The organism is Polaromonas sp. JS666 (assembly GCF_000013865.1).
Classification (GTDB): domain Bacteria; phylum Pseudomonadota; class Gammaproteobacteria; order Burkholderiales; family Burkholderiaceae_C; genus Polaromonas.
Map to the genome: position 1 here is coordinate 2,012,607 of NC_007948.1, position 24,939 is coordinate 2,037,545.

Here is a 24,939-nt window from a genome sequence, read left to right on the forward strand (position 1 = left end):
GGCAAGACAGGGTGGGACATGGAAAACGAAAAAACAAACGGTGAATACCAAGCCAACGACGCGGACGCTCTCGTAGGAGAGCTTTTTTCGGGGGGTATAACCGTCGGTGATGCGATAGAGAGGCTCAGGACGCGCCTGCTGGATCTGTCTGCTCGGAACCGCCTGCTCAACTACCGGCACCCCAAGGGGCGGTGCGTCCAGATCGCCGAGGCGCCGAATGTCGACTTGGTGTTCGACCGCCTCTACATTGACGGCAGGGGCGTCCCCTTCAAGTACGTGCCCGAGCCGCCGCCCGACACCTACGAGGGCAGGCGACCTGAGGCGCGGCTTTACGCCCCCCGCGTTGGTATTTCGACTTCGTTCGAGTTGGCACCAAATCCGGACGGTCCCAACGGGCGCCGGCTCCACGGGATGCAGACCTTGCTCTACCCGGCCGATCTGGAACGCCAACTGCGCAAGATAGCCAGCGAGGCCAAGACGGCCGTCGAGGAAACCGGCTCCAACATGCTATTCCTCGTTTTCGGTTTTCTCGAGTTCTACGATAGCGAGGACTCGGAGCGCCCGATGCTCGCTCCGCTCCTGTCGCTACCGGCCCAACTTGTCCGGGGAGAAATCGACAAAGAAACGCGCACCTACCAGTACACCGTTCAGCACAACGGCGAGGATTTAGCCGAGAACCACACCCTACGCGAGAAACTGCGCCGCGACTTCATGCTTTCCATCCCCGAGTTCGGCGAGGAGGACGAGCCGGAAACCTATTTCGGTCGCATCGAGCAGGCGATAAGAAACAAGCGCCGATGGAAGGTTCGGCGCCAGATCACGCTCGGCATGCTCTCCTTTGGCAAGCTGGCGATATGGGCCGATTTGGACACAAAGAAGAATCCTGGCCTCACGGATCACAAGTTGATCAAGTCCGTCTTCTCCGGGGCATCCGGCGGGGGCGGGGACGGCGGACTGCACGCCGAGGACTACCGAATCGATGAGCGACCTGAGGCCGCGCAGCCGCTCATCTATGACGCCGACTCGTCCCAGCACAGCGCGATCATCGACGTCCTCTCGGGCAAGAACCTCGTGGTCAACGGGCCACCGGGCACCGGTAAGTCCCAGACCATTACGAACATCATCGCGGCGGCCCTTTCCAAGGGCAAGAAGGTCCTGTTCGTATCCGAGAAGCTGGCCGCCCTCGAAGTTGTACGGCACCGCCTAAACCACGCCGGCCTCGGTCACTTCTGCCTCGAATTGCATTCACACAAGACGCAGAAGAAGAAGTTCCTCGAGGACGTCCAAGCCCGCATCGAGGAGCGCTTTCCCGCCCCGGCCCAATTCCAGGCCAAGCTCGCGACGCTTCAGCGGCAGAAGACCGAACTTGGCCGCTACGCCGAACTGATGGGCAGCCGCGTCGGCAATGCTTTGGGGCTGACGGTCAACGAGGTGTTCTGGGCTGCCGAGCGACGCAGACAGGATCTTGGCGAGCTTTCCGCCGAGGTCAACGCCATCGGCTTCCCCGACGCGTCACAGTGGACGCACGACGACATCGAGTCCCGCAGGTCCCGGCTCGCTGGGCTCGCGGAGCTTTACGACGCGACCGGACGGTTCGACTCCGTCCATCCCTGGTGGGGTTTCCGGCCCAATCCCCTGGCCCCTTCGGACGACGAGACGATTGCCAGAACAGTGCAACAGGCCTTGGCGCACGCCCGCAGCGCCGACGCGGCAGCCGACGAGGCTGTTGAGTTCTTCGGATTCACGGAACAGCCGGACACCGCCGCTGCTGGCAAGACCAGGGTGGCGCTGGACCTTGCACCCCCAGTGCCTGAAGGCGCCGATCCGGCTCTGCTGGCCCGAATGTTCGACGCAGAGTCCGACCCGAAGGGGCAGCGCAGTTCGCGACTGCTCTCGGACGTGGCCTCCGGCGTGACCAAAACCAGGAGGCTTTTCGAGTCCGCTGCCCGCGTGCTGGCCGACGGCGAAAGACTCCCTTTGGAAGAAACGGAGGAGGCGCGGAGACTCGCCGAGAAGCGGAATCTGTCCTCCGCAGTGCTCGCCGCCGACATCGGCGACGCACTGGAAACAACGTCTAGGCTCGAGAAGGCCATTGATGTTTTCGAGGCATCGGCTCTTTCCGCCGCAGCCCCCTATGGACCTGCGGGCAAAACCGCATTGGAAGCGTTCCTCTCGAACTGTGGGAAAGCCCCGGCGTCGAGGTTGGCCCCGTTCCTGGTGCGCTCCATAGCCGACCGCGCGTCGGCGGTTCTCGCAACGGCCAAAATTATTTCCGAAGCCGCCGTGCGGGTCGGCGCCATTGCGGCACGCCGCGGCCTGGACTTCGATTCCACGCCGGATTCCGTCGCGAGGCTTGCCGATCCCGACGGTCTCCCCGGCCTCACAAATAAAACACCGATCGACGCCGCGGTGCTGGCCGAAGCCCAGCGCCTCGCCGCGCGGCCACTTGCCGAAAAGCCTACGGCCGAAATCGAGCGGCTCAAATCGCTTCTGGAAGCCGAGACTTCGGCCTGTGCCGACGCTCTGGCACGCTGCCGCCAAGCCACCGAACGACTCGGAATATCCTTCGACCGCACCGAACGAGCAGTGGCAGAGGCCGCGGCCCTCGCCAAGGTCGCCGCGGACGCCCCAGGCGATCTGCTTGATTACCGCCGATCGTCCTTCGGCCACGCGCGTGCGGGTGAACTAGTCGGAAAGATCCGCTCCGCGCTCGCCGTCGAACGGGACGGCAAAGTAGTGTTCGCTCCTCTGTTCTACCTCGATGCCCTGCCGCCCCCCGCGGAAATCAAATCCGCAGTGGCTGCCCTGCGGCGCAAGGAAGGCTTCTTCGCATTTTTCGACGGGGAGTGGCGCAAGGCAAAAAAACTGCATGCGGGTCTCTCCAAGGAAAAGCGCAAGGTTTCCGGTAGGCAGCGCGCCAATGAGTTGGTCGGCCTAGTTTCGTGGATCGAGGCACGGGAGTCCTTCGTCGCATCTCCCGAACTCAAGGAGTGTTTCGGCGGGCTGTTCCGAGGCATGGAAACCGATCCCGACAGGATCGCCCGGCTCAACGACTGGTATCTGGCCAGCCGAGCTGCTTTGGTCGAATGCCCCGGCCTTACCGATAGAGTCGACCTGACAACCATCCCTTCCGACCGGATTTCCGAACTAGCCGCCAAAGCCGCTTCAGTCCGGGCCGACGCCGAAAGGTTGGCCGGCGCAGAGGCGGCCGTGAGGGAAATCCTCGGAGCCGGCGTTGTCGGATTTCGCGAGGCCAAGGGGCGCGGATGGGACGAGGGCTTGGAGTTGCTTGGCAAGGCGGTGGAGAGCCTCGGGACCGTCTCGGGATTCTTCGCGGCCCGAGCCGAGTCGAACCTCTCACCGAAGGATGCCCTGCGTCTTATGGAGGCCCGATCCGAACTTGACGCGGCCGCGTCCGATCTGGCGCTATTGATGTGCGGCGAGAAGACTCTGCGGGACGCAGGCGGGGAGGAACTGGGCTGGCTGGCCGACCTGGCCGGAGGCCGCTGGTCCGATGCCGTTTTCGCCATCTCCGCCCAGGCGTCGCTCGCCGCGGAAACGGCATTACAGGCACTCGTTTTCACCGGGGAGAATCCTCCCCTGTCCGTAGCCGAGGCGTTCGCCAAAGCCAAATCCGGACTCGACGGCGCATGGTCGGCCGTGGCCTCCCTTCCCGCATGGAACCGTTTCGACGGTTGGACCGCGCTGATCGAATTCGCCAAGGAAGACGCGGCGGCCGCTAGGAACATCCTCGAAAAGCTTGCACCGTTTGCCAGAGGCGGGGCCTCGGTAGACGAGGTTTTCGCGGCGTCTGCCGAAGAGTCCGAGGCCCGCTCCATCCTAGAGCGCTTCGCCGTATCGGTCGAGGTGTGCCGGATGCTGGGGGACGTCTTCCAAGGCGCCGACACAAACCTAGACCGCCTTTCGCAGACCCACGGATGGGGCAACGCCGTGTGCGTGCTCGAACTTCCGATGGAGGTGCGCCGGCGCCTGCTGTCGGAAGGCGCCCGGGAAGCGCTGGATGCATCCAAACGACTTTACGGCGCGATTGATCGCGGCTGCAGTGGCGCGAGGCAGCATATGGAAAGCCTCACGTCCTACGGCTCCTTCTCGTGGGAAGAGTGGCAGAAACAGGTGAGAACCGGCTCCGGACGCGACCTGCCTTCCGAAATGGCGGCCCGGCTGAAGGCCGTGGCGGAATCCCCGGGATCGGTCCTGCCATGGTCGAAATATCTCTCGCTCCGGCAGCAGGCGCGGCAGGAGGGGCTGGCCGACTTCGTGTCCGCTCTAGAGTCCGGACGGATGCCTTCAGTGGCTCTAGCCTCGGCCTTTGAATTGGCGGGTTACCAGTCCATCGGGCGTTCCGCCTATCAGGCCTTCCCCGAACTTTCTAGGTTCAATGGTTCCGCCCACGAGAAGACGCGTTCTGACTACAGGGCGCTCGACGCCGAAATCGTGTCGCTGACAGGCAAGGACTTCGCCAGCCAAATCGAAAAGCGCACGCGCGTGCCCGAAGGCCAACGCGGGACGACAGTCGGAGACTTCACGGACATGCACCTGCTACGCCGGGAAATCAACAAGCAGCGCAGGCACATTCCGATCCGCCAGTTAGTGAAACGCGCAGGGAACGCCCTGCAAGAACTCAAACCCTGCTTCATGATGGGGCCGCTGTCCGTGGCCCAGTATCTTGAGCAGGGCGCCCTAAAGTTCGATTTGGTCGTCATGGACGAGGCGTCCCAACTGCGGCCGGAGGAAGCCCTCGGCGCCGTCGCCCGCGGCTCTCAACTGGTCGTGGTTGGCGATCCCAAGCAGCTACCGCCTACTAGCTTCTTCGATCGCATGCTCGACTCGGGGGACGACGAGGACGAAGACGAGGCACCGGCCGCCATCAGCGGCATGGAGAGCATTCTGGACATTTGCCAACAGTTGTTCACGCCTGTGCGGAGCCTTCGCTGGCACTACCGCTCGCACCACGAATCCCTCATCGCGTTCTCAAACCACCACTTCTACAAGAACCTGATCGTCTTCCCATCACCCTATGCCAAGAATCCTGGCCTCGGGGTGAAGTACCGTTACGTCAGGGGCGGCTCGTACAAGGACAGGCAGAACGTGCCCGAGGCCCAGCGTCTGGTCGACGCCGTCCTCGAACACATGATCAAGCGTCCCGACGAATCGCTTGGCGTGGTGACCCTGAACCAGACCCAGCGCGAACTCATCGAAGAACTGCTCGACAAGAAATTCAAGACCTTCGCGGAAGGGGCGGACTTCATGGGCCGCTGGGAGACCGAGGGCTGGCCATTTTTCGTTAAAAACCTCGAGAACGTGCAAGGCGACGAACGTGACGTAATCTTCATCTCCACCACGTTCGGCAAGGCCCCCGGCACGGACAAGGTCCGCCAAAACTTTGGGCCCATAAGCCGGCCGGACGGCTGGCGCCGTCTCAACGTGCTTTTCACTCGTTCCAAACGCCGCATCGAACTCTTCACGTCCATGGCACCGGAGGACATCGTCGTCGACGAACGCACCCCGCTCGGCACCAAGGCGCTACGTGACTATCTCGACTTCGCCAAGCGAGGCGTGCTGGTCACGACGGACGAAGGCGAGCGCGATCCGGACAGCGATTTCGAGGTGTCGGTGGCCAACGTGGTCACGGCCATGGGCTATGGGGTCAAGCCACAATTGGGCGTCGCGGGGTTCTTCATTGACATGGCGGTGCGCAACCCAGACCGGCCCGGCGAATTCCTGGCAGGCATCGAGTGCGATGGGGCGACCTACCACAGCGGCTTCTCGGTCCGCGATCGCGACCGTATCCGCCAGGAGATTCTCGAGTCGCTCGGATGGCGGGGACGCATCCATCGCATCTGGTCAACCGACTGGTTCTACAACCCGCGCAGGGAAATGGAACGCCTCAGAAACTTCCTTGAAGAACGCCGCCGCCTGAGCGCGGCTGAGGATCCGGGGACATGGGAGGAAGAGGACTTCGAGGCGGAAAACGAGGCGGTGGAAAAGGTTTCGGAAGAGTTGGCCGAGGTCCTGTCGGCCGTAGCAGGTGGAAACGAAGACCTGTTCGTGGAAGTCGGGGACCGCGTCACGTACTGCCTGGTAAACGAACCGAACGACAGGCACTGCGTCCTCATTGTGGACAGCCCGAGCAACGCCAAGATGGGCATCGTCAACGAGGAGACTCCGCTGGCACAGGCGCTTCTCGGGCTTTCGCCGGGAGACGTGGGCGAGTTAGAGGTAGCCGGACAGAAGAACAGACAACTGCGCGTCCTCAAAGTTCAGCGACAAGAGGAACTGCTGGCATGACCACCCGCAGGCCTTGACGGCGGCGGCCTTTCAGGACGGATACCTCTTCGTTTTTTTGTGGGATTCCTTTGTCTTCAATGCGTCCTTGATCGCCTGGATTCCGTCTTTGATATTGAAGTGGGCAATGGGCGGCAAGGCGTATTGAATTGCGTCAATGACTTTTTTTCGCTCAAGCAAATCTCCTCCCTTGTCGTAGCGGGCCTCTACCAGTGCAAGCCCGCGGGAATGTCCCATTAGGTCAGACTTTATGGTGGTAGGCGTAGCAGTGGCGCCCAGTGCTGTGGCAAAGTTGTGGCGCATCGAATGAAACGTCTTACGTCCATTTCTTGGGATACCGAGTTCTTTGCCGAGAAAACGCTCGTTGAACCAGCTCCCGGCCGCCTTGCCGTAGCCCTTAGCCTTGTTAAAACGCAACTCCGGGAAAAGTCGCTTGTAGCCGGCGTCCCGCAATGCACTCACATATTCCCGGAAGCCCAGGTCCACCAGGTGCTTGTGCATGGGGACTACGCGCTGCGAACTCACTGTTTTTAATGACTTGTCGGTGGCGGCGCTCCGGTCTGCTTCGTCGACGTCCATCTTGTCTTCGCCCAACAAATTAAAGTCGAGATAAGGAACGCCGCTTTCACTTGTCTTGATGTCGTCGAGGTAGAGTTGTGACAGCTCATTCAGTCGCCCACCGTGATAGATGGCGAGCAAGGGCAGCCAGAAGTAATGCGGCCTGTAGGTGTAGAACTTGCCTTTGGCAGTTTTTAGGCCGCTTCCCGTGGTGAACCAGACTGCAGAAAATATCTTCTGAAGGTCCACGTCGGAGAGCGGGTCGCGTTGCTCATGCGCTTTGACCTTGGTGCTTCCTGAGCGTTTTTTCAGTTCACCGCCGAGCCCCTTGGCTGGATTGCTGGTGATTAGCGTTTCTCGTTCAGCCCACGCGAAAATTTCCGAAATTCCATCGAGCATCCGTTGCTGAGCAGAGACCGTTAACCTGGGCAAGTTGTGTTTTTCGGCCAGCTCGATCAATTCTTGATAGTCTGCGTCGGGGCGCTTGAATTTACGGCGAACGTTATGTCGCTCATCGGGAATTTTTGCGATCTCGTCTGAAAATGTCCGTATCGTGGCCCGGTCTATTTTGGCGAGTTGAAGATCCCCCATCAGTTCAAGAAATGCCTCAAACTGGTCCTGGCGTCGGCGCACCTGGTCGGCCTTCCAGAAGCCCGCGTTGCGTTTCAAATATTCATCGCGGAACACCAAAAAGGTCATACCCGTTGAAGGCGTGGGTAGGGTGGTCGTTGTGTCCGGCTGGGGCAGGGTTGGATGTGCCGAGGCCAGCATATCCGGGGTGAGCTGTGCCGCCAGGTCCAGGCGCATGGCCTCAACATCGATCCGGCGGATCTGCAACATCTGGCTGTCAACCGGCTGGCCTGGTAGGTCGCATACAAAACCACGATCGGGGGATGGCCACAGCAGGAACTGACACAGTCCAGCCGGTTGATTGGTGCGCACCATCGCGATCACTTCTTCAGGAAAGCGGATCCGGAGCAGGCCACTGAACCGACGCTGTGCTGCCGGCCCGCCCATCTTGTTCGCATCGATGACGACCTCGACCTGTCCAAGCTCGTCCTGGATGTGCTCCAGAGACTCGTGGATGTCTTCTACCGCCCAGCCGAGCCAGTCGTTCGCCTCGACAAAGAAATGAGCCTGGCGGATGGTAAGCCGTTGGGCAAGAGATGAGGGGGTGGTGCCTAACGCCTCAGCCGCATCGGTTAACGGGATGTAACCGTCACCAAGCAGCTTGATGGATCCGGCCTTGATCTTCGAGATGTCCATGCGTTCCAGCGCTTGAATCGCCCGGTGCCAGTGTGCGGCAAGTTCGGCTGCCACGATCTTGGCAAGCCGGTAATCCCGGCAGCCCGTGGTTCGATGGATTTCACCTTTGCCGACCGCCACCTTCAAACGCGCTGGCACGCAAAGGCGAATATAGTAAGTGCCGCTGTCGCGGCGATATAGGTACTGAGCTCCCGACACTTTGGTCCCCACTTTCGTAGTAGACCTGCAAGCGGCGTGTCAGCCTCACAGAATCATAAGCAAGATCAATAGCTTACGAAACTATGGAGCGGGTGAAGGGAATCGAACCCTCGTATGAAGCTTGGGAAGCTGCCGTTCTGCCATTGAACTACACCCGCATATTCACTTCCATTGATTCTCAATGGATTTTCTCTGTAAGTGCTTGATTTTAATCATTGAATTTGGGTTATGAGGCTGGTGACCATTCCCATCTGCGCCCAAGATTTCATCAATAACACTTACGCCATCAGCGTAGGTTTTGGCGTGGTTTTTTGAAATCTTACGCCGCCGCCTCACTGGATCGACCTGCCGTGAATGCAGCCGAATCACAGATAGGAGTATATCGGGCATGTTCTTCGATGTGCGCGCCGCCAAGCTTGTTGGTGCCGATCCACTTTTGCCCCATGTGCAGCGTTCGTGCTGACCCATCCACCAGCCTTGCGAACCATGTACAGCATTGGGATTGCAAGGATTTAGCTTGGGCCAGCTCATCGTTGGCGCCGGCGGCCATCAGCTCGGGTACACGGGTCATGCCGCGGCGCTTGGGGTAGGTGTTGCGAAGAACCTTTTATCGATTTCGTTCAGCTTGCGTTCACCTGCCTCTTTGTAAGCTCTGCTCTACATATCAACCAAGGAGCCTCTTCATGAAACGTTCTGCCATTCTTTGCCTGACCACGCTGCTGGCAGCGGGCGCCCAGGCCCAGACCTTCAACGACACGGCCCGCGTGCGCAATGTCAACCCACAGTACGAGAACGTCTCCGTGCCGCGCAACGAGTGCACCAGCCAGTGGGTGACCGAGCAGCAACCCGTGGCGGCTTCGCGCAATTACGGCGGGCTGGCGGTTGGCGGTGTGGCCGGCGCCGTGCTGGGCAACCAGGTCGGCAAGGGGCACGGCCGCGAAGCCGCCACCGCGCTCGGTGCCGTGGTCGGCGCGCTGGCCGGCGAGCACTTTGCCAACCAGAACGGCTGGGGTGGTGGCTACCAGCAGGCAGCGCAGCCGCAGCAGCGCCAGGTGCAAACCTGCAACACCGTCAACGACGTGCAGTCCCGCCTGACGGGCTACCAGGTCGAGTACGAGTACCGCGGTCAGGTCTACAGCACGGTGACCCGCGAGAACCCGGGCCGCACCTTGCCCGTGCGCGTCTCGGTGGCCCCGGTGGAGCCGGTGGCGTCGGTGGGGCGCGAGCTCCAGGGCGCACGCGAATACCAGGGCCGGCGCGATGACCGTGGCGGTCGCGAGTACTATGGTGCTTACAACCGATGAACGCACGATGAACGCATTTGCCAAACTGCTCTGCGCCACCTTGCTGGTGGCGTCCAGCCTGGCCTGGGCCGACCTGAGCCGCGACGACGCGGCCGCGGCGGCCCAGCGGGCCAGTGGCGGCCGCGTGCTGTCCGTCGAAAAGTCCGAGTCTTCGGGCCAGCCGGTATGGCGCGTCAAGGTGGTCACGCCGGCTGGTGAGGTCCGCGTGATCCAGGTGGACGTCGCCACCGGCCAGGTCCGATAGGGCCGGCCTGCGGCAGCTTTAACCCATGCGCCTGTTACTGATCGAGGACGATGCCGCGCTGCGGCTCACACTGGCCCGCCAGCTGGAGGCCGATGGCTACCGGGTCGACCAGGCCAAGGACGGCGAAGAGGGCCTGTTCCTGGCGCGCGAGTACCCGGTCGACCTGGTCATCGTCGACCTGGGGCTGCCCAAGCTGAACGGGCTGACCATCGTGCAGCGCCTGCGCCAGGAGGGGCGTGCCATACCCATCCTGATCCTCACCGCACGCGGCAGCTGGCAAGACAAGGTTGTGGGGCTGGAGGCCGGGGCCGACGACTACCTGGTCAAGCCTTTCGAATACCCGGAGCTGGCGGCGCGGCTCAAGGCCTTGTTGCGGCGCTCGCTCAAGACTGCCTCTGACGTGCTGACGCTCGGCCCCCTCAGCATTGACCTGTCGGCGCAGGCGGCGCGGCTCAATGGCGCGGCGTTGGAGCTCACGGCGTTCGAGTACCGCCTGCTCGAGTATCTGGTGCGCCAGCGCCCGGGCATCGTCACCAAGCAGGCGCTGTCGGACTACCTGTACCCGCACGGGGAAGACCGCGACAGCAACGTGCTGGAGGTGCTGGTGGGTCGGCTGCGGCGCAAGCTCGACCCGGACGGCAGCCTCGGCCCGATCGAGACCGTGCGAGGGCGTGGCTACCGGTTCACCCTGGAATGAGAGCCAGCTATTCCATCCGTGCCCGCCTGCTTCTGGGGGCTGCGCTGGTACTGCTGGCCTTTATGGCCGGCGCCGGGCTGGCGGTGCAGCGCGCCCATGAGGACAGTGTGCGCACGGTCCACTTCGGCCGGCTGCAGAGCACTATCTACCTGCTACTGGCTGCTGCCGAACTCGATGTCGGCGGTGCGCTGGTGATGCCGCCGGAGTTTGCCGAGCCGCGCCTGTCGCTGCCGGGTTCCGGCCTGTACGCGGGTATCCATAACGTGTTGCGGGGGGAGCAGTGGCAGTCGGCCTCGACCCTGGGCTTTCAGCCACCCTTTCGGCGCAGCCTGCAACCCGGTCAATGGCGCAACGAGACGGTGGACGGGACCGGCGGGTCCTTCCTGTCGGTCAGCTATGCCGTCACCTGGAAGGCCTCCTCGCGTGAGGTACCGCTGGTGCTCACAGTGCTGGAAGACCGCGCGGCCTTCGACCGCGAGGTCGGCGCCTTTACCCGCACCCTGTGGCTCTGGCTGGGCGGCGCCGCCGTGCTGCTGTTGCTGGCCCAGCTGTGGCTGTTGCGATGGGGCCTGGCGCCGCTGCGGCACGTGGCCAGCGAGATCCGGCGTATCGAAGAGGGCGAGCAATCGCGCATTGAGGGCCGCTACCCCACCGAAATCTCGGGCCTCACGGACAACCTGAACACCCTGATCCAGCAGGAGCGCGAGCGCCAGGCCCGGCATCGCGACGCACTGAGCTTTTTGGCCCACAGCCTGAAGACTCCGCTGGCCGTGCTGCGCAGCGCCCTGGCCGAGCCGGCGCAACTGCCGGCCACCGTGGCCCAGCAGGTGAGCCGCATGGACGACATCGTGCAGCACCAGCTGGGGCGCGCCATCGCCGGGGGCGCCGCGCGCTTTGCGCCGCCGCTTCTGGTGGCGCCGATCCTGGAGCGTATTCGCGACGCGCTGGCCAAGGTGCATGCCGAGAAGGCGTTGGACTTCAGCGTCGAGTGCCCGGCCGACCTGGCCTGGCGCATCGACGAGGGCGACTTGTTCGAGATGATGGGCAACCTGCTGGATAACGCGGCCAAGTGGGCGCGCAGCCGGGTCGGGGTGCGGGTGTGGCGCGAAGCCGGGCGCTTGTGCATCCGCATCGAGGACGATGGCCCCGGGTTCAGCGACACCGAGTCCGTCCTGCGGCTCCACGTGCGGGGGGACGAGCGCGTGCCCGGGCACGGCGTCGGGCTGGCCGTGGTGAGCGACCTGGTGGCCAGCCACCAGGGGGAACTGAAGCTCACACGCGGCTCGATGGGCGGCGGGCGGGTCGACATCGTGTTGCCGGTGGCTTGAGAGGCATGCTTTTCAAGGTGAAGGCTGGAAGTTCTTAATTTGCCTTGAAGAAGGCGGTCTTGGTGGGTCGGTTTGCGACTGTCAAGCTCGCCACCACCTCCGCTGTCTCTGCCACCAGTTTGCCCTTCTTCCAGACCTTCAACCGATTCGCCCGCAACCGAATCGCCTCCACCGGGTCCCGCGCCTGCAGCAGCACAAAGCTCGCATCGCATCCCACCTCCAGCCCATAGCCTTGCAGGTGCATCACCTTCGCCGCATTGGTCGTCACCGCGTCGAAGCATTGGCGAATGCCTTTCTGGCTCGTCATCTGCGCCACATGCAGGCCCATGTGCGCCACCTCCAGCATGTCGCCCGAGCCCATGCCGTACCACGGGTCCATCACGCAGTCGTGGCCGAAGGCGACGTTGACGCCAGCGGCCAGACTTCTTCAAGGTAAAAATAGAATTCCATAGATTTACCTTGAAATTCAATGTCTTCAAGGTAAAATTTACAAATCAATATTTACATTGAAGACGCCCTTGAACTCCTTTTATGAGCTGAACGAGCAGCAAAAACGGCAACTCATCGATGCCGAGATGCTTTTCTCCGCGCTGGAGCAGGCGGAGGCGGAGGCTATTCGCCACCGGGGCTCGATGTTCTGGCGGGAGCAGGATGGCGGGCGCTACCTTATTTCGCTCTCGGCTCACTCCAGGCAGCGGTCTCACGGACCCGCTTCACCCGAGAACGAGTTGAAGTATGAGCGGTTCACCCAAAGAAAGATTGAGGTCGAGGCCCGGCTCAAGACTCTGCGAGGCAAAGCTGAGGAATACAGGCGCATGAACAAGGCGTTGCGCGTGGGTCGGACGCCGGATATTCTGATCGAGGTGCTTAACGCGATGATGCGCTATGGGGTGTCCGAGCACTTTCTTGTGGTGGGAACCCACGCACTGTTTGCTTACGAGACCGCCGCGGGCGTGCGCCTTCCGAGCGACGTGATGGCTACCCAGGACGCTGACCTGCTTTTCGACACCGCCAGGAAGGCGGCCTTCATGGAAGTGATGAAGGACCGCAAGATGTCATTCCTGGGCATCCTGAAGAAGGTCGACAAGACCTTCGAGCGTGATGAGCTTGACAACTCCACCGCGCGCAACGCCTCAGGCTACGAGATTGACCTCATCCGCCGCTTTCCGCCGGACCCGGAGGACACATTGGAGCACCCGCTTCAGCTGACGCCTGAAGAAGGGGACCTGTGGCCTGTTCGCGCGTCCATGGGGCAAAAGCTGTTGTCTGTGCCCCGCTTCGATCAGGTCGTGGTCGGCGTGAATGGGGCCATGGCGCGCATGCGCACTGTGCATCCACTGGACTTTGCCCGGATCAAGCGCCAGCTTTCCAAAGATATCAATCGCGAGCCCCTCAAGAAAGCCAAGGACCTGGCGCAGGCGGACATGGTGGAAACGCTGGTTCGGGAGTACCTGCCGCACCTGGCAAAAGATCTGGCCAACGACTCTGCGGGCAGTGAAGCCACTATCGGGAAGGCATAAAGCTGGTTGCCGGTGATCGCAGTGGCATCCGCAACTGCGCCGTGGCCGCTGGCGTCTCGGCCAGCAGCGTTCCCTTCTTCCATACCTTCAACCGATTCGCCCGCAACCGAATCGCTTCCACCGTGTCTCGCGCCTGCAGCAGCACAAAGCTCGCATCGCAACCCACTTCCAGTCCGTAGCCCTGCAGGTGCATCACCTTCGCAGCCGTGGTCGTCACCGCGTCGAAGCACGCGCGAATGCCTTTCTGGCTCGTCATCTGCGCCACATGCAGGCCCATGTGGGCCACCTCCAACATGTCGCCGCTGCCCATGCCGTACCAGGGGTCCATCACGCAGTCGTGGCCGAAGGCGACGTTGACGCCTGCGGCCATGAGTTCGGGCACGCGGGTCATGCCTCGGCGCTTGGGGTAGGTGTCGTGGCGGCCTTGCAGGGTGATGTTGATGAGTGGGTTGGCGATGACGCTGACTTGAGACTCGGCTATTAGCGGAATCAACTTGCTCACGTAGTAGTTGTCCATGCTGTGCATGGAGGTGCAGTGCGAGCCGTTGACGCGGCCCTGCAGGCCCAGTCGCTGGGTTTCAAAGGCCAGGGTTTCGATGTGGCGCGAGAGGGGGTCGTCGGACTCATCGCAGTGCATGTCTGTCAGCAGGTCGCGCTCGGCGGCGATTTCGCAGAGCAGCTTTACGCTGGCGGCACCCTGTTCAGAAGTACGCTCAAAGTGGGGGATGCCGCCGACCACGTCCACGCCCCTGTCCAGCGCGCGCTTGAGGTTGTCCACACCGCCTTTTGTGCGCAGTACGCCGTCTTGCGGGAAGGCGACGAGTTGCAGGTCGATGTAGGGCGCGACTTGTTTCTTGACCTCCAGCAGCGCGTCCACGGCCAGCAGGCTGGGGTCGCTGGTGTCCACATGGCTGCGTATGGCCAGCAGGCCCTTGGCGACGGCCCAGTCGCAGTAGGTGAGGGCGCGTTCAATGATGGCGTCGGCCGTGAGTGTGGGTTTCAGCTCGCCCCACACGGCGATGCCTTCGAGCAGTGTGCCGCTTTCGTTGACGCGCGGCAGGCCGTAGCTGAGGGTGGCGTCCATGTGGAAGTGCGGGTCCACAAAATGCGGGCTGAGCAGGTAACCGCCTGCATCTACCGTTTCATGGGCGGGGGCGCTGAGGCCAGGCTCCACCGCGGTGATGCGGCCGCCCTGCACGGCAATAGACATGTTGGTTCGGCCGTCGGGCAACGTCGCGTTGGTGATCAGTAAATCGAGCATGAAACCTCCGCGGATGGAATGCGTCAGTGGTCAGTGGTCAGTGGTCAGTGGTCAGTGGAACGGGAGCGCTGCTGCCAGCCAGCACGCCACACCGTGCCGGCTTCACCCTCACCCTCGAGGCAGGGTCTCCTCAGCGTCTGCGCCATCGCCGGGTCCGTGATCGACCTTGGCAATCGTCGCAGAAAGAGAATGCATAGCCGAAAAACAATACTACAGATCAAACAGCCTTTGCACCAGCCACCAGCTCGCGAGCAAGGCCACCAGCAGCGAGCCGACCTTGAGCACGCCCACGCGGTAGAACCGGGTGGCGCGCAGCCAGAACGCCAGCGGCAAAAACACGGCGACGATGGCCAGCTGGCCCACTTCCACGCCGGCATTGAAGCCGACCAGCGCCAGCACCAGGGCGTTTTGCGGCAGGCCCAGGTCGGCCAGCACCGAGGCAAAACCGAAGCCATGGAGCAGGCCAAACACGAAGGCCATCACCCAGCGCCGGCCCTCAATCGTGCCGCGCAAATTGTTCAGCGCCGCCACGACCACCGAGGCGGCGATGGCCGACTCCACCAGCCGCGTAGGCAGGCTGATGATCTGCAGCGCCGCCAGGCTCAGCGTGATGGAATGGGCCAGCGTGAAGGCCGTGACCACCTTGACCACCTCTTTGACAGCGCCGCTCAGCCGAGGGGCGGGTTCCCATTGACCCTGGCGCCGCATCAGTACGGACGGTAGCAGCAGCGCCAGCAGGAACAGGATATGGTCATAGCCGATCCAGATATGCCAGACACCATCGAGCAGGTACTGGCGCAGGGTCTGCCAGGCACCGGCGGGTTGCAGCGCCAGTGCCTGCTCGGCCGAGTCGGTGCCGAAGACCAGCGCCTGGGCGCTTTCGGCGCCGGGCGCTATCCATTGCACCAGGCCGCGGTGGGAAGGGTCTACATCGAACAGCAGGGAATAGCGCGCCTTGAGGGCGCTGGTGAGGCTGGCGCACTGCGCGGTGAGGCTGAGCACGGCGTAGGTGCCGTCGCTGTGTTTGTCGAGCGCGAGCGGGCCGCTGGTGACCCAAGCGCAGGGCTTGTCGGCCACGGTGAGCTCCAGCCGGCTGGTGGCCAGCCGCGTGATCTCGTCGCTGCGCTGCCTGACTTCGCCCCAGGTCAGTTCGCCATTGCCGTCGCGGTCGAGCTGCAGCACGTAGTCGAGGTCGCGCAGGGCGATGTCCCAGCGCACGGCAATATCGCTGCTGCCAGAGGCGGCGCGCAGGGTCAGGTAGCTGTCGCTGGGCTTGTGGGCCCAGGCCGTGCCTTGCAAGACTTGCAGGAGCAGGGCGGCCAGCAGTACAAGGAAGCGCTTCACAAGGCCGCGCTTCATCGTGTGGCTCCCTGGGCGGCCAGCTGCGTGGCGAGTTTGTCAAATGCCGGATCTTCGTAGCGGCTGGTGCGCAACCAGTCGAGGGCGGGCTGCGCGGCCTTGGCCTGGCCGGCGGCGAGCGCGGCACGCAGCAGGATGCCGGCATCGCGCGGCTCTTTCTGGACCTGGTAGTTGCGGGCCGCCAGTTCCAGCGCCTTGGCGGCGTTGTGTTCGATGTCTAGCTCGAAGCGTGCCGCCTCTTGCTCGTGCAGGCGGTCGCCACGCTGCGCCGCGGCCTGGAAGCGATCGCGTAGCTGCCCGGCCCAGTCGCCTGCGCGTGTGTCGCCCGCCGAAGCGCCCGCCAGCGCCAGCCGCAGCAGCAGGACGTCGGAACGTTCCCAGCCCGCCAGCAGCTTCAGCACCTCTGCCGGTCGCTGGTGTGCCAGCAGGAAATCCGCATAGGCTCCCAGCAGAAACTGGTCGGTGATGCCTTGCTTGAGCGCATCCCGGAAGTAGCCCTCCGCGGCGTCGTGACGCTGCAGCCGCCACGCCATTTCCGCCAGCCGGGTGTCAAGCCACAGCAGCAATTCAGGGGAGGTTTGCGGTGCGGCCTTGCCAGCGGCGGCCAGTTGCCCGAAGGCGGCCTCGAGCTGGCCTGTGGTGGCCCGGACGTAGGCGATGCAGCCCGCACCTAGCAGCGGCTCGGCCAGCGGCGTCAGCCGCTCGCAGTCGGCCAGGGCTTCGGCGTAGCGCGCCTGCACCATGAAGACGGCGGCCCGCCACGACAGGGGCTCGGGCGAGGCGGGGTCCAGCTGGCTGGCTTTGGCCAGGCTGGCCAGAGCGCCTTCGAAGTTGTGGCTGTATTGCTGGATCAGCCCATGCAGCAGCCAGTAGCCGGACCCGGCCGCAGCCGGCGAGGCCAGCGGAGCGATCGTCGCGGAGGCGTAACCCACGTAGCGCGGGTCGCCCTCGGCCATGGCCATGTCGAAATAGCGCCGCGCGATTTCTACCCGCAGGGTGGCGTCGTCCGGGCGGGCAGCGAGTTGCCGGCGCAGCGACTCGACACGCCTGAGCGCCGGGTCGCTGGCCCGGCCGGGCAGGCGCTCGACGACTTCTGAATCACTGGCGGGGGTATAGGGGGCGGCCTGAATGGCCGGACAAAGCAGGCTGGCAAGGCCCAGCAGCGCGGCGCCGGCGGCGCGCCGTGCATACGTAGGTAAAAACATGCGGGGAGTGTAGCGGCTGCCTACCGGTTGCCTGGCGATTGCTAGCGATTGCCTGACGGCTACTTGGTGCCGAAGATCCGGTCGCCCGCGTCACCCAGACCGGGCAGGATGTAGCCGTGGTCGTTGAGCTGGCGGTCGATGGCCGCGGTGTAGATGGCCACGTCGGGGTGGGCTTTTTGCAGGGCGGCAATGCCTTCCGGGCAGGTCAGCAGGCAGACGAACTTGATGGACTTCGGGTTGAGTTCCTTGAGCCGGTCGACGGCCGCAATGGCGGAATTGCCGGTGGCCAGCATCGGATCGACGATGACGACGTCGCGTTCCTGCATGTCGTGCGGCATCTTGAAGTAGTACTCGACCGCGGTCAGCGTTTTGGGGTCGCGGTACAGGCCCACGTGGCCGACGCGCGCGCCTGGCACCACGCTGAGCATGCCTTCCAGGATGCCGTTGCCGGCACGCAGGATGGAGACGAAGACCAGCTTTTTGCCATCGATCACCCGGGACGTCGTTGTTTCCAGCGGCGTTTCGATTTCGATCTCCTGCATCGGCATGTCGCGCGTGACCTCGTAGGCCATCAGCATGCTCAACTCGTTGAGCAGCGTGCGAAAGGTGTTGGTGGAGGCGTCCTTGCGCCGCATCAGCGTGAGCTTGTGCTGCACGAGCGGATGGTCAATGACGTGGACTTTGTCGTTGCGAGTGGTCATGTTGCGATGTGCTTTATTCAAAAGCGGTGTTCAAAAAACGGTGCCGTCGCTCTGGATGTTCAGGGGCGGCTTGCCGCCGTGCAGTTGCTGTGCCAGTGCCCGCCCGGCGGCCCAGGTGCCACCCTCGAGCACGCAGGCCAGCGGCATCTGCTCAGCGGTCAATCCTAACTGCTCGCGAACCAGTGGTGCCAGTTCGTCCAGCAGGGCGACAGTCAGCGCGCGCCACTCCACAATCAGCTCATCACTGGCCGCGTGCAGCTGGTCCGCCTGCGAGGGGTCTTTCAGGCGCAGCACGCCAGCGTCCAGGAACAGGCCGCCGTTGCGGTATTCGGGCAGCCCGGTCAAGGCGTCCAGCCCTTGCACACGAATGCCGGCCCATTCAAACGGCTCCAGCAGCGAATAGGCGAGCCACTGCGACAGTTTGTGAAACGGCATCCAGCCGTCGGTGAGGCTGGCCGCCGCGCCCTTGGCTACGCTGCCGCTGCACGCGGCAACGTGGCGCCAGCAGTCTCCCAGTGCGATGTTTTCAATGGCGTTCTGCGCGGGCCAGATGGGCGCCAGCGCCGTCAACAGCACGGACAGCAGTTCATGCGCGAGGATGGTGGGCTGCGCCTCCTGAGCGCTTTGTTCCGCAGGCGCAGGCTGAGGCGACTTGTTGACCAGCATGTCGAACAGATGGCCGGGGCGAGCGGGCCGGCCAAACACGGCGGGTTGGTCCTGCAGCGCCTGCCCGAGACGGCGCAGCAGGGCCGCACGCCCCTCCAGGCCCACCAGCGGGTTGCTCGCCGTGACCTGGAAGGCCTGGCCCAGCCGTTCGGCCGTGACGGCTTGCAGACCCTGGGCATCCGCCTGCAAGGGTCGCGATGGGTCACTGGAAAACAGGCCCGCCATGAAGGCGTGGAAGCTGGCCACGCCCAAACCTTCCGACCGGCTGTATTCGTGCCCGGGGTGTTCCGCCTGCGCGGGCTCCCGGTAGGTCCAGTCGGGGCCGGCGCCGGCATCCAGCAGCACGCTGACCAGGGCCAGGTCGATCTGGGCGCGTGCCCGTTCGGCCGCCGAAACCTGTGCCAGCGCCGCGTTTAACTGACCGGTCCGGTCCACGCCGCCAGCTTCAAAATGCCGCCACCGGCTGTGGTACGGAATCTTCAGATCGGGGTAGCGGGCGCGGGTCAGTTCGGCGACCAACACGGCGGCCGTGTCCAGCGCCCCGTCGTTGACGGTGAACCAGGCCGACTCGCCGCGGCGTGCTCGTTCGAGCAGGCCCCGGGCCCGCGTCCGTATCGTTTCTGTAGACCGTAGTTCGGCCGCAGCCGACAGCAGTTGGGCGTCACCAGCTATTTTTTTCATGGCTGATGTGTCCGTGAAATCAGGGGCTCAGGTATCAAGTTCCCGTCCCTTGGCCTTTTTGAGCTCTTCGGCGTCGGGCACCGGCCCCGGCGTGAAATAGCCCGCGGCCATCTTGGCATCCATTTCCACGCGCGCATCTTCGGGGATCAGCGCGTCCGGAATATTCACGCGCTCGCCGATCTCGATGCCGGCCTTGATGATGGCATCGAACTTCATGTTGCTCATGGACACCAGGCGGTGAATCTTGCGCACGCCCAGCCAGCTCAGCACATCGGGCATGAGCTCCTGAAAACGCATGTCCTGCACGCCCGCCACGCATTCGGTGCGGGCAAAGTACTGGTCGGCGGTGTCGCCGCCCACCTGGCGTTTGCGCGCGTTGTAGACCAGGAACTTGGTGACCTCGCCGAGCGCCCGGCCTTCCTTGCGTGAATAGGCCACCAGGCCCACGCCGCCGCGTTGCGCACCCTGGATGCACTCCTCGATGGCGTGGGTGAGGTAAGGGCGGCAGGTGCAGATGTCCGAGCCAAACACGTCCGAGCCGTTGCATTCGTCATGCACCCGGGCGGTCAGCTCGATCGCGGGGTTGGCCAGGTCTTGCGGGTTGCCGAAGATGTAGACCGTCTGCCCACCGATGGACGGTAAAAACACCTCCAGGTCGCTGCGGGTGACGAGCTCGGGGTACATGCCGCCGGTTTCCTCGAACAGCACACGGCGCAAATCGGTTTCGCTGCAGCCAAAGCGCCGGGCTACCTCGGGCAAATACCAGACGGGCTCGATGGCGGCCTTGGTGACCATGGCGGCGCCGCCATCAGTCAGGTACTTGCCGTCGGCCTTGAGGCGCCCCGACTGCAGCGCCTCGATGACTTCGGGCAGGATGACATGGGCCTTGGTGATCGCAATCGTTGGACGGATGTCGTAGCCGGCGGCCAGCTCGGCCGAAAACACGTCGGCCACCGCAGCGCCCCACGGGTCCAGTGACACGATGCGGCCGGGTTCGCTCCACTGCGGATACGGGCCGATCAGGTCGGTGGGCGAGGTGTTGGTGAGGTCTGCCCGGTGCTGGCGCGACAGCGCGCCTGACGCGATGGCCAGCGCGCGGTAGACGCTGTAGGAGCCGCTGTGCGTCCCGATGACGTTGCGGTGGCTGCGCCGTGTGGTGGTGCCCACCACCGGCCCGCGCTCGGCTGCACTGGCCGCACCCCAGTGGATGGGCAGGGCGCCCTCGCCGCTGGCGTGCGAGGTCAGGCGGATATGGCGGGGCGAGGTGGAGAAAGCGGCAGGAGCAGCGGGAACGGGCGAAATGTACGAAGGGGCGGAAGGCGCAAGGGATGAGGCTGGCGCGGACGCGGTATCGACAGATTTCGCGGCAACTTCAGAGGGCATTGCGTGTCCTTCCAAAATCCCAATGTAGCGACGGGCGTTGTGCTTGACAAGCCCGGCGCTTGTTGCCGGTCGCTAAATTGCGACAAATGACACGAAGTGGCTCGCGTCGATAACATCCCGTTGATGAAGAGGACGGCTGGCCCGTCCCTGAACGCCGGGCTGCAGACTGCCTCGACGCGCATGCCGCATGCCGCATGCCGCATGCCGCATGCCGCATGCGGGGCAGTGTGTCGCTGGTTGATGAACTTGAAAGGGAGCCGCGCTATTGCCGGCCATGCTGTTTCAGCGCCGCTTGCCGCCAAAGATACCGCCCAGCACGCCGCGGATGATCTCTCGCCCCACGGCGGAGCCCATGGTGCGGACGGCGGACTTGGCCATGCTCTGCGCCAGGCCTTCATGCCGGCCGCCGCGCGGCCCGGTGCTGCCAAAGAGTACGTCGTTCAGGCCACCCAGAATGCCGCCCGAGGCAGACTCGCCCGCCGCGCCGCCACCGGGAGCTTTTGCAGCCGCTTCGGCCGCCGCATCGGCGCGGTCCTTGATTTTTTCGTAAGCGGACTCGCGGTCGACTTCTTTTTCGTAGACGCCCGCGACCAGCGAATTTTGCAGCAGCGACTGGCGTTGTTGCGGGGTGATCGGGCCGATCTGGCTACCCGGAGGCAGCACATAGACGCGCTCGGTGATGCTGGGGCGGCCCTTGCTGTCGAGAAAGCTCACCAGCGCCTCGCCCACGGCCAGCTCGGTAATGGCGGTCTCGATGTCCAGCCCGGGCTTTTGCCGCATGGTCTGGGCGGTCGCCTTGACGGCTTTCTGGTCGCGAGGCGTGAAGGCGCGCAGGGCGTGCTGCACCCGGTTGCCCAGCTGGGCCAGGACGGAGTCGGGAATGTCCAGCGGGTTTTGCGTCACAAAATACACGCCCACGCCCTTGGAGCGCACCAGGCGCACCACCAGCTCGATGCGCTCAACCAGCACCTTGGGGGCTTCGTTGAACAGCAAATGCGCTTCGTCAAAGAAGAACACCAGCTTGGGTTTTTCAGGGTCGCCGATTTCGGGCAGTTGCTCGAACAGCTCGGACAGCATCCACAGCAGGAAGGTGGCGTACAGGCGCGGCGAATTCATCAGCCGGTCGGCCGCCAGGATGTTGATCATCCCGTGCCCGGCGCCGTCGGTCTGCATGAAGTCGCTGATGTTGAGCATGGGCTCGCCAAAGAACTTGTCTGCGCCCTGGCTTTCGATCTGCATCAGGCCACGCTGAATGGCGCCCACGCTGGCGGCGCTGACGTTGCCGTATTGCGTGGTGAACTGGCCGGCGTTGTCGCCCACATACTGCAGCATGGCCCGCAGGTCCTTCAGGTCCAGCAGCAGCAGGCCGTTGTCGTCGGCGATCTTGAACACCAGGTTGAGCACGCCGGCCTGGGTCTCGTTGAGGTTGAGCATGCGGCCCAGCAGCAGCGGGCCCATGTCGGACACGGTGGCGCGAACGGGGTGCCCCTGCTCGCCGAAGACGTCCCACAGCGTGGCGGGGCAGGCCAGGGGTTCTGGCGTCTCAATGCCGCGCTCCTTGAGGATGCCGGCCATTTTTTCACCAATGCTGCCGGCCTGGCTGATGCCGGTCAGGTCACCCTTGACGTCCGCCATGAAGACGGGCACGCCGATTTTCGAGAAATTTTCAGCCAGCGTCTGCAGCGTGACGGTCTTGCCCGTCCCGGTGGCGCCGGTAATCAGGCCGTGGCGGTTGGCAAGCCCCGGAATAAGCTCACAATGGACAGACGCGTTTCTGGCAATCAATAAGGGTTCGACCATGGCAGTGTCCTGGGGTGTAAGGAAGCTTGCAGCTCATCCCGATCCGGGCTGCAGGGCCTCGCGGGGGCTATGCAGCGCTTCCTAAAAGTAAAATGATGGACGTAGATTAAATCAATTACGAAGGATTTCCGTGGCTGGTCATAGCAAATGGGCGAATATTCAACACCGTAAGGGTCGCCAGGACGAAAAACGCCAGCGCGTCTGGACGCGCGTGATGCGGGAAATCATGGTCGCGGCCCGTATGGGTGGGGGCGACCTGGGAACCAACCCGCGACTGCGCCTGGCTGTTGACAAAGCCAAGGCTGCCAACATGCCGGCTGATAACGTGAAGTACGGTATCGCCAAAGCCACCGGCAGCCTGGAAGGCGTTCACTATGAAGAAGTCCGCTATGAAGGCTACGGCTTTGGCGGGGCGGCCATCATTGTCGACTGCATGACGGACAACCGGGTGCGCACCGTGGCGGAGGTTCGCCATGCGTTTTCCAAGCATGGCGGCCACATGGGGACCGAAGGTTCGGTGGCGTTTCAGTTCAAGCACTGCGGCCAACTGATCTTTGCGCCGGGCACCAGCGAGGACAAGGTCATGGAAGTGGCGCTGGAAGCGGGTGCCGACGATGTGATCACGCATGACGACGGTGCCATCGAGGTGCTGACGCCCTACACCGATTTTGAAGCCGTCAAAAAAGCGCTGGAGGCTGCCGGGCTCAAGCCCGAGCTGGCCGAAGTCACCATGCGTGCCGACAACATGATCGAGCTGACCGGCGAAGATGCCCGGAAGATGCAAAAGCTGCTGGATGTGCTGGAAGACCTGGACGACACGCAGGAAGTCTTTCACAATGCCGCGCTGGACGCATCTGAGTGACCATGGAGGGGAACATCGATACTGCGGAGCGGTTGGCTCGCATCGAAAACCTGCTGCAGGAAGGAAATCGTCTGCGCAGCCAGGCAATGGACCTGCAAAAGGAATCCCTTGCCATGCAGAAGTCGCTGGTTGATGAGACCCGCGCCAATATTGTGAAGGCCGGTACGGTCAATGATCAGGCGCTCGAATTGCAGCGCCGCGGTCGGGCCGTCGTCAAAGTCATTCTCGGTGTCGTCATTTTTCTTATTTTGTACCTCAGCTATTTGCTGTTTTTTAGATTGAACCTCCCGTGAAAGTTCTTGTTATTGGTGGCGGCGGCCGTGAGCACGCGCTGGCCTGGAAACTGGCCCAATCGCCCAAGGTGCAGGCGGTCTATGTGGCGCCGGGCAATGGCGGTACGGCGCTCGATGCGCGGCTGGAGAACATCAACATCACCGACGTCCAGGCGCTGCGCGAATGGGCGGTGGCCGAGAAAATAGCCCTCACCGTGGTGGGGCCGGAGCAGCCTCTGGCGGCCGGCATTGTCGACGAATTCCGCGCCCATGGCCTGAGGGTGTTTGGCCCGACGAAAGCGGCCGCCCAGCTGGAGAGCTCCAAGGCGTTTTCCAAGGCCTTCATGAAGCGCCACGGCATTCCGACGGCTGAATACGAAACCTTTACCGACGCGGTGGCGGCCCACGCCTATGTCGATGAAAAGGGCGCGCCCATCGTGGTCAAGGCCGATGGCCTGGCGGCCGGCAAGGGCGTGGTGGTGGCCATGACGCTGCATGAGGCGCATGAGGCGATCGAGTTCATGCTGGCCACCAGCCCGGACCACAACGTGCTGGGCGTCACCCACAACGAAGGGGGCGCGCGCGTCGTCATCGAGGAGTTTTTGCAGGGCGAGGAAGCCAGTTTCATTGTCATGTGCGACGGCAAAAACGTGACCCCCATGGCCACCAGCCAGGACCACAAGCGCCTGCTGGACGGCGACCAGGGCCCGAATACGGGCGGCATGGGCGCGTATTCACCGGCACCCGTGGTCACGCCGGACGTGCACGCCCGCACCATGCGCGAGATCATTCTGCCCACCATCAAGGGCATGGAAAAAGACGGGATTCCCTTCACCGGTTTCCTGTACGCCGGCCTGATGATTGATGCCCAGGGCCGGCCCAAGACGCTCGAGTTCAACTGCCGCATGGGCGACCCGGAAACCCAGCCTATCATGATGCGCCTGAAAACCGATCTGTTTGACGTGATGATGGCGGCCACGTCCGGCGCCCTCGACCAGGTCGAACTGGACTGGGACCGCCGCCCGGCCCTCGGTGTGGTGATGGCGGCGCACGGCTATCCGCTCAATCCGCGCAAGGGCGATGTCATCCACGGCCTGCTCAAACCCAGCGAAGCGGCGGACGATGCGATGGTGTTCCACGCCGGCACCCGCAAGCAGGACAACATCACGGTGACTGCTGGCGGCCGCGTGCTGTGCGTCACCGCGCTGGGCAGCACGGTCAAGGCGGCGCAGCAGCGTGCCTACGAGGTCGCCCAGTCAATTCAATTTGACGGCGCCCAATACCGCAAGGACATCGGCTACAGGGCCATCAAGTCCTGATGGGCACCT

18 protein-coding genes, 1 tRNA gene and 1 pseudogene are annotated in these 24,939 nt (G+C 63.4%); 9 read left to right on the forward strand and 11 right to left on the reverse strand.

Features of this window, described 5'->3' with window-relative positions; all coding sequences use genetic code 11:
* Positions 1-18: 18 nt before the first annotated feature.
* Complete coding sequence (locus BPRO_RS09690; RefSeq protein ID WP_011482882.1) at positions 19-6,309, forward strand: DUF4011 domain-containing protein; 6,291 nt, start codon at positions 19-21, stop codon at positions 6,307-6,309.
* A gap of 30 nt (positions 6,310-6,339) precedes the next feature.
* Here BPRO_RS09690 and BPRO_RS09695 read toward each other — a convergent pair whose 3' ends face one another.
* The 3 genes from BPRO_RS09695 to BPRO_RS29540 all read right to left on the reverse strand — a co-directional run bounded on the left by BPRO_RS09695 (position 6,340) and on the right by BPRO_RS29540 (position 8,859).
* Positions 6,340-8,328, reverse strand: coding sequence for a site-specific integrase (locus BPRO_RS09695; protein ID WP_011482883.1), 1,989 nt, complete (start codon positions 8,326-8,328; stop codon positions 6,340-6,342).
* Between the two features lie 84 nt (positions 8,329-8,412).
* Positions 8,413-8,486, reverse strand: a tRNA-Gly gene (locus tag BPRO_RS09700).
* 4 nt (positions 8,487-8,490) lie between these two features.
* Positions 8,491-8,859, reverse strand: coding sequence for a hypothetical protein (locus tag BPRO_RS29540; protein WP_157045771.1), 369 nt, complete (start codon positions 8,857-8,859; stop codon positions 8,491-8,493).
* Between the two features lie 152 nt (positions 8,860-9,011).
* Here BPRO_RS29540 and BPRO_RS09705 point away from each other — a divergent pair, with 152 nt between their 5' ends.
* Genes BPRO_RS09705 through BPRO_RS09720 form a run of 4 tightly spaced genes read left to right on the forward strand, consistent with a single transcriptional unit; the run spans position 9,012 to position 11,901 of the window.
* Positions 9,012-9,632: a glycine zipper 2TM domain-containing protein gene (locus BPRO_RS09705; RefSeq protein ID WP_011482884.1), complete on the forward strand. Its 621-nt coding sequence runs from the start codon at positions 9,012-9,014 to the stop codon at positions 9,630-9,632.
* Between the two features lie 7 nt (positions 9,633-9,639).
* On the forward strand, positions 9,640-9,876 hold the full coding sequence (locus BPRO_RS09710) for a PepSY domain-containing protein (RefSeq protein WP_011482885.1): 237 nt from the start codon (positions 9,640-9,642) through the stop codon (positions 9,874-9,876).
* Between the two features lie 25 nt (positions 9,877-9,901).
* Positions 9,902-10,573: a response regulator transcription factor gene (locus tag BPRO_RS09715; protein WP_011482886.1), complete on the forward strand. Its 672-nt coding sequence runs from the start codon at positions 9,902-9,904 to the stop codon at positions 10,571-10,573.
* A complete protein-coding gene (locus BPRO_RS09720) occupies positions 10,570-11,901 on the forward strand; it encodes an ATP-binding protein (RefSeq protein WP_011482887.1) in 1,332 nt (443 codons plus the stop codon). Before BPRO_RS09715 ends, BPRO_RS09720 begins: the two co-directional genes overlap by 4 nt.
* 34 nt (positions 11,902-11,935) lie before the next feature.
* On the opposite strand, the pseudogene BPRO_RS09725 reads toward BPRO_RS09720, so the two are convergent.
* Positions 11,936-12,322 (reverse strand): annotated as a pseudogene (locus tag BPRO_RS09725) (amidohydrolase family protein); the annotation flags it as partial.
* Between the two features lie 97 nt (positions 12,323-12,419).
* Between BPRO_RS09725 and BPRO_RS09730 the strand changes: the two are divergent.
* Complete coding sequence (locus BPRO_RS09730) at positions 12,420-13,421, forward strand: nucleotidyltransferase family protein (RefSeq protein WP_049764098.1); 1,002 nt, start codon at positions 12,420-12,422, stop codon at positions 13,419-13,421.
* Here the strand turns inward: BPRO_RS09730 and BPRO_RS09735 are convergent.
* The 7 genes from BPRO_RS09735 to BPRO_RS09765 all read right to left on the reverse strand — a co-directional run bounded on the left by BPRO_RS09735 (position 13,405) and on the right by BPRO_RS09765 (position 22,477).
* Positions 13,405-14,682 (reverse strand): amidohydrolase family protein, encoded by a 1,278-nt coding sequence (locus tag BPRO_RS09735; RefSeq protein ID WP_011482889.1) that lies wholly within the window; start codon positions 14,680-14,682, stop codon positions 13,405-13,407. The two genes, BPRO_RS09730 and BPRO_RS09735, sit on opposite strands and share 17 nt — an antisense overlap.
* Positions 14,683-14,892: 210 nt before the next feature.
* Positions 14,893-16,041 (reverse strand): HupE/UreJ family protein, encoded by a 1,149-nt coding sequence (locus tag BPRO_RS09740; RefSeq protein ID WP_011482890.1) that lies wholly within the window; start codon positions 16,039-16,041, stop codon positions 14,893-14,895.
* A complete protein-coding gene (locus tag BPRO_RS09745) occupies positions 16,038-17,246 on the reverse strand; it encodes a hypothetical protein (RefSeq protein WP_011482891.1) in 1,209 nt (402 codons plus the stop codon). Before BPRO_RS09745 ends, BPRO_RS09740 begins: the two co-directional genes overlap by 4 nt.
* 59 nt (positions 17,247-17,305) lie before the next feature.
* Entirely contained in the window at positions 17,306-17,947 is a 642-nt protein-coding gene (gene upp / locus BPRO_RS09750; RefSeq protein WP_011482892.1) for a uracil phosphoribosyltransferase, read from the reverse strand.
* A 30-nt stretch (positions 17,948-17,977) separates the two neighbouring features.
* Positions 17,978-19,294 (reverse strand): URC4/urg3 family protein, encoded by a 1,317-nt coding sequence (locus BPRO_RS09755; RefSeq protein WP_011482893.1) that lies wholly within the window; start codon positions 19,292-19,294, stop codon positions 17,978-17,980.
* Between the two features lie 27 nt (positions 19,295-19,321).
* Complete coding sequence (locus tag BPRO_RS09760; protein ID WP_011482894.1) at positions 19,322-20,677, reverse strand: GTP cyclohydrolase II; 1,356 nt, start codon at positions 20,675-20,677, stop codon at positions 19,322-19,324.
* A 282-nt stretch (positions 20,678-20,959) separates the two neighbouring features.
* Positions 20,960-22,477 (reverse strand): helicase HerA-like domain-containing protein, encoded by a 1,518-nt coding sequence (locus BPRO_RS09765; protein ID WP_011482895.1) that lies wholly within the window; start codon positions 22,475-22,477, stop codon positions 20,960-20,962.
* Between the two features lie 130 nt (positions 22,478-22,607).
* On the opposite strand from BPRO_RS09765, the gene BPRO_RS09770 reads away from it, so the two are divergent.
* Genes BPRO_RS09770 through purD form a run of 3 tightly spaced genes read left to right on the forward strand, consistent with a single transcriptional unit; the run spans position 22,608 to position 24,930 of the window.
* Positions 22,608-23,339, forward strand: coding sequence for a YebC/PmpR family DNA-binding transcriptional regulator (locus BPRO_RS09770; RefSeq protein ID WP_011482896.1), 732 nt, complete (start codon positions 22,608-22,610; stop codon positions 23,337-23,339).
* A gap of 2 nt (positions 23,340-23,341) precedes the next feature.
* Entirely contained in the window at positions 23,342-23,632 is a 291-nt protein-coding gene (locus BPRO_RS09775; protein ID WP_011482897.1) for a hypothetical protein, read from the forward strand.
* Positions 23,629-24,930: a phosphoribosylamine--glycine ligase gene (gene purD / locus BPRO_RS09780; protein WP_011482898.1), complete on the forward strand. Its 1,302-nt coding sequence runs from the start codon at positions 23,629-23,631 to the stop codon at positions 24,928-24,930. Before BPRO_RS09775 ends, purD begins: the two co-directional genes overlap by 4 nt.
* The last annotated feature ends 9 nt before the right edge of the window (positions 24,931-24,939 follow it).